At 46.6% G+C, this 5,651-nt stretch carries 4 protein-coding genes; 3 read left to right on the forward strand and 1 reads right to left on the reverse strand.

The features are described 5' to 3' along the window. Positions 1–86 precede the first annotated feature (86 nt). On the reverse strand, positions 87–467 hold the full coding sequence (locus AC4MRN_RS19105) for a hypothetical protein (RefSeq protein WP_491204196.1): 381 nt from the start codon (positions 465–467) through the stop codon (positions 87–89). Positions 468–792: 325 nt separating this feature from the next. Here AC4MRN_RS19105 and AC4MRN_RS19110 point away from each other — a divergent pair, with 325 nt between their 5' ends. From AC4MRN_RS19110 to AC4MRN_RS19120, 3 genes are all read left to right on the forward strand, one after another. Then, on the forward strand, positions 793–4,095 hold the full coding sequence (locus tag AC4MRN_RS19110) for an MHYT domain-containing protein (RefSeq protein ID WP_491204197.1): 3,303 nt from the start codon (positions 793–795) through the stop codon (positions 4,093–4,095). A 5-nt stretch (positions 4,096–4,100) separates the two neighbouring features. Continuing rightward, complete coding sequence (locus AC4MRN_RS19115; protein WP_491204198.1) at positions 4,101–5,093, forward strand: response regulator; 993 nt, start codon at positions 4,101–4,103, stop codon at positions 5,091–5,093. Positions 5,094–5,458: 365 nt separating this feature from the next. Beyond that, positions 5,459–5,651: LSm family protein (locus AC4MRN_RS19120; protein ID WP_491204199.1), on the forward strand; the 193-nt coding region annotated here is incomplete at its 3' end.

Genomic DNA, 5,651 nt, shown 5'->3' on the forward strand with positions numbered 1-5,651 from the left:
GGCCTTTTTAATTCTGAATACACAGAAATACTTTTCTGCCATCGTAACGAGTGGCGTTATGCACTAGTTTGTATGGTCTAAACTCACTACCGAAATACTGTAGTACACTTGGAACCAGATAAGTTAACAAGTCCCGTTGATCTCACTAACATCCCCAAAACTCTTAGTGCGTGAAAGCTAATATGGTCGTTATCCGCACCTTGGGAAGGCGCGCGCAAGGATGAAGTTTGCACGTTGTTTCGCAAACTGTCAGGCAGCAAAGAGACTGGCGTTGTCGTTTCTTTCGACCATTCTTTTTCTATTGCAGGCTGTGGTCTGGACTGAATACTAAAGGCATATTGTCCATTTATCAGCGAGGCTTCCATATTGACACTTTGGTTCCTGAAGCTAAGTTCAAGTTCCAGGTTACTGTTGGATAAACTGACATACAGTAAGCAGATTGACAGAATTAGTAATAACGCTTTCATGTTTAGCTCCTTGAAAATACCATCTTATTCTGATGGTTTTTTATTTGTTCTTGTTTGCTTATCTACCAAATAAACAGACAAATCGTTCACCGTAAGCGTCATCTGTATGCGCCAAATTACGGCAAAGTGATGAAGCCTTCCCTGGATCTCAACTCAATTTGTCGTACATTTATCAGAATGTATTTGACTTTAGTAGTAGACGCGGGCACGCTGCTAAATAATTGCACGTAAACGATTTATAATCGTTTATAATTTAAGGCCGCATCGTCGTTTCCTCAGGATGGGGGGCGAAATGGTCACCAGTAGTATATAAGGTATGCGGTAAATGAATGACATCCTGGCCCTGTTTCAGATTCCAGAGACTTCTTTATTATTGACCGGCGAGTACGAGTTTTATCTCGTAATGGTATCGGTAGGTATTGCTGTATTTGCGTCTTTCATGGGATTTCAGGTCGCGACCCAGGCAAGAACGGCGCAATCCAATTTTGCCAAGCGTTCACTTTTAATGGTGGGCGCTATTGCCCAAGGTGTCGGCATTTGGTCTATGCACTTTGTGGGTATGTTAGCTTTCGAACTGTGTACGGAAGTTAATTATGACTGGCACATTACACTGGTTTCGATGCTGCCCGGTGTGGGGGCCGCCTGGGTTGCCTTACGATTCTTAATTACAAACACTATTTCCCCTCTGCATATTGTACTTGGCGGAGTATTGGTCGGTGCCGGTATTGGCGCAATGCATTATATAGGCATGGCGGCGATGCAAATGGCGCCGCTGCTAAAATACGACCTGCATATCTTCCTGCTATCTATTGTCGTTGCTGTGTTACTGGCTATGCTGTCTCTTTGGGTGCGTACCGGTATTAATAGTATTATTAAAGCGCGCTTATCCAATACTAAAATCAACGTGATGGCTGGCTTTGTGATGGGGCTGGCGATATCAGGCATGCACTACACAGGCATGGCTGCAGCGCGCTTTGTGACACCGCCAGGCGTAGAGCTCATAGCACAAGATACGGAAGTCTCTGTGTTAATGGCAGCGGTTGTCACTTTTATTGCATCGATGGTCATTGCACTGGTGCTGGGTATAAGCTTATTAGTGAAATACAAAGAAATCACTAAAGTCGCGAATGCAAATGAAAAGCGCCTTACGGGCCTTATGGATAGTGCGGTTGAAGGGGTCATTACGATTAACTCAGAAGGGATTGTACTGTCAGCGAATCCATCTGTTACCCGGATATTAGGTTGGACTAAATCGCAGTTAGTAGGTTTCCCGGTAGTTAATATCGTGCCTGAAAACAGACGCCATTTGTACAACGATGCGTTTTTTAATAACGCGCAGGAACCCAGCGACGAAAAGCTAATTGGCAATAGCCGGGATGTCATGGCGCTGGATGTAAATCTTCACCCTGTGCCGGTGCGGATCAGCGTGTCACACACACAAATAGACGACGAACCGTTTTTTATCCTCTTTATTGCCGATATTCGCGAACGCTTAGCCATGGAAAAGGCCGTTAAGGAGAATGAAGAAAAATTCCGCTCGCTAATTGCCAATATTCCCGGTATCGCTTATCGCTGCCTGAACGACACAACCTGGCCAATGGTATTTATTAGCGAGGCCGTTGAGCGTATTACTGGCTACACTGCTCAGGACTTTTTACTTCCTGCGCCTCGCATCAGCTTTACGGAATTGTTCCATCCCGATGATCTGTCGATTATTGAGGAAGCCATAGCCGACCAGCAGGAATATGCTATGGAATATCGCATTATTGCTAAAAGCGGTGATATTCGTTGGGTAAGGGAGCATGGTCGATTTATCCGCAATGAAGCGAATGAAATTCTGTGGTTAGACGGTTTCATTATGGATATCACTGACCGCCGTAATATGGAAAATGAGTTACTTATAGCCAAAGATGCCGCCGAACAAGCCGCAGCATCCAGAGCCGCGTTCCTGGCGAATATGAGCCATGAAATTCGGACCCCGATGAATGCGGTTATTGGCTTCAGTGATATTCTATTAGATACCCCGCTGAATACTGAGCAACACAAGCACCTGTCTACGATTAACCGGTCGGCGCGCTCTTTATTGCATCTATTAAATGATATTCTGGACAGTGCCAAGCTCGACAAAGGTAAACTTGAGCTTGAATACACCGATTTTATGTTGAGCGAAGAAATCGACACGGTGATTTCTACTTTCTGGCTTGAGGCAAAACGCAAAGGGCTTGATTTGCGTGTAGACCTGTCTGGGAAATTGGCTAAAGCCTATAATGGTGCTCCGGAACGAGTACGTCAGGTACTGAGTAACCTCGTGGGTAACGCGGTGAAATTTACTGAGCAAGGCTGCGTGTCCCTGACAGTGCAACCTGTGCAGAACGGCGACGTACAATTCATTATTGCAGACACTGGCATTGGTATGTCTGAAGAGCAGGTGAACAAGGTCTTTGATGCGTTTGCGCAAGCAGATGCCTCAATGTCCCGAAAGTTTGGTGGCACAGGCCTGGGCACGACGATCAGCAAACAGCTTGTCGAGCTAATGGGTGGTACGATTGAAGTACACAGTGAAAAGAACGTAGGTACGCGTTTTGTTTTCACTTTACCACTTAGTCCGGTGGCGTCAGCGCAGCAGGTGAAACGACTGCAGGCGATGTCATTGCCGCAACTCGATGTGCTGATAGTCGACGATATTGAACAAAATATTGATTTGTTGAAGTTATTGCTGGAGCGGGCCGGACATACAGTTACAGTGGCTCAGGATGGTGAACAAGCACTGGCACGCATGGAAGCGCACAGTTTCGATGTGGTGTTAATGGACCTGCAAATGCCCGTATTGGATGGTTTGACTGCTGCTACCCGACGCAGGGAATTCGAGCGTGAGCACGGTTTAAAGGCCACGCCCATTATCGCACTGACTGCGAGTGTGCTGGCACAGGATAAAAAGTCAGCCTCTGATGCCGGCATGGAAGGCTTTGCCAACAAACCTATTGATTTCCCGGTACTGTGTAATGAAATCGCCCGTGTGTTAGGTATTCAGGGAACGGCACTGGCTGCTCGACCAGAACCTACAGATACCGCTTTAATTGATTGGTCCCGGGGCGAGAGTTTGTGGGGAAGTCAGTTAAAGCTCATTCAGGAGATCAAACGCTTCCTTACTGATTTTGACAATGAAAAAGCGCAGTTTGCATCTTTAATCCAATCCAGGGATTTCATTAGCTTGAAATCACTCGCTCACCGCTTTAAGGGCGTTGCCGGGAATTTGGGGTTAATTCAGTTTATGGTAACGTGCAAAGCGTTGGAATATGCAAGCGAGGATGACACTGATCTGGAAACCGTACTTGAGCGTTTACTGAGTATTGCCGATGAGGTGGCGTCTCATGTCATGCAGGAACAGGAAAGCGCTGCTGAACAAGCCGCTCAAGTTGATATAAGTCAGTTGAAGACGATTCTGGAAAGTCTGCTGGATGGCGTGAAGTACAACCGTGTTGATGAACATGAACTCAATGAACTTGCTGTCTTTACGCAAAGTCAGTTTGCCAGTGAAATTCAGGCTATACTGGACGCTATAGATGATTTTGAGTTTGAGCAGGCAATAGAACATCTAAGCCAACTTATTGAACGATTAAACGGATAGTCACTATGCAAAAAACGGCTGCTAAGCCTACGCTGCTTTTGGTAGACGATGAGCCCGCCAACTTACGGGTGTTAAAACATGTGCTTGGTGACAAGTACAGCCTGGTTTACGCAAAAAATGGTACAGAGGCATTGCGAGTAGCGCAAAGTCAGCTTCCCGACTTGATCCTTCTCGACATCATGATGCCCGGAATGACGGGTTTCGAGGTCTGTAAAGCGTTGAAGCAGGAGCTTATAACCCGGTCAATTCCCGTTATTTTTGTTACTGCATTGAGTGACGAACAAGATGAAGCCCAAGGCTTCGCGGTGGGCGGCGTAGACTACATCACCAAACCCATTTCACCGGCTGTGGTATTGGCGCGGGTTAATACGCATTTATCGCTGGTACAGGCTGATGAACTTAAGCGTACCCGCTTACAGGTCGTCCAGCGTTTAGGGCGGGCTTCCGAGTACAAAGATAACGAAACCGGCATGCACGTATTGCGAATGAGTCACTACTCGAAAGTGCTGGCATTGGCTTATGGTTTTTCTGAACAGCAGGCAGAAACCTTATTACACGCAGCCCCTATGCACGACATTGGCAAGATAGGGATCCCCGACCACATTATGCTCAAGCCGGGTAAACTGACCGACGAAGAGTTTGAGGTGATGAAAACACACCCACAAATCGGTGCGGAAATCCTCGGCGAAGCGGATTCAGATTTATTGCGGATAGCAAAATCTGTTGCTTTAACGCATCACGAAAAGTGGAACGGTAAGGGCTACCCGAATGGGTTAAAAGGCGAAGAAATCCCCATTGAGGGGAGAATTGTAGCCATTGCTGATGTATTCGATGCGCTAACCAGTAAGCGTCCCTATAAGGAAGCCTGGAGCGTGGAGAAAACCATGGACCTGATGAAACGCGAGGCAGGTGAGCACTTCGAACCCAAACTGGTAGAGTTGCTTGAAGCCAATCTGGGAGCCATCCTTGAAATTAAAGAGCGCTGGAAGGAAGATTAATTTTTTGTGACACTGCAGCAGTGGCTTATTCAATACGGTGCATGTATAAAACAGACACAGTGCAATATATATTCAGCTTAAGCCAGTATGCCGGTTGCTATGTTGCCTCACAGGCAGTATAATGCGTCGCAGAAATAAGCGTTTCGCCTCGGATGTTACCGGGATGTGGAAGCTTCCAGTTATACAGCACAGTAATTTGCGCTGGTAACTTTGCCTGATGCAGGCAAAATGGGACCGAATTATTCAAGCAAGAAGCCCCGATTATCGGGGCTTTTTGTTACTGCGGTTCCAAGCACAACGCGATATCTGTAAAAGGTATCAGGACATTGGGCGTAACGCCCTTTTTTCGTTTTTGGAGGTTAGGATTGTCAAAGCTAGAACAGCGACTAACGGAGATGTTAACTCCGGCTGTAGAAGCACTGGGATTTGAGTTACTGGGCGTTGAATTTGTACGCGCGGGCAAACACTCGATCCTGCGGGTATACATTGATCACGAAAATGGCATAAACGTTGACGACTGCGCGGATGTGAGTTTTCAGGTCAGTGCAATACTCGACG

It is taken from the genome of Marisediminitalea sp., from assembly GCF_984433645.1.

Coding starts and splice junctions, on each gene's coding strand:
- AC4MRN_RS19115 (WP_491204198.1), top strand. CDS start 4,101: ATGCAAAAAACGGCTGCTAAGCCTACGCTGCTTTTGGTAGACGATGAG.
- AC4MRN_RS19110 (WP_491204197.1), top strand. CDS start 793: ATGAATGACATCCTGGCCCTGTTTCAGATTCCAGAGACTTCTTTATTA.
- AC4MRN_RS19105 (WP_491204196.1), bottom strand. CDS start 467: ATGAAAGCGTTATTACTAATTCTGTCAATCTGCTTACTGTATGTCAGT.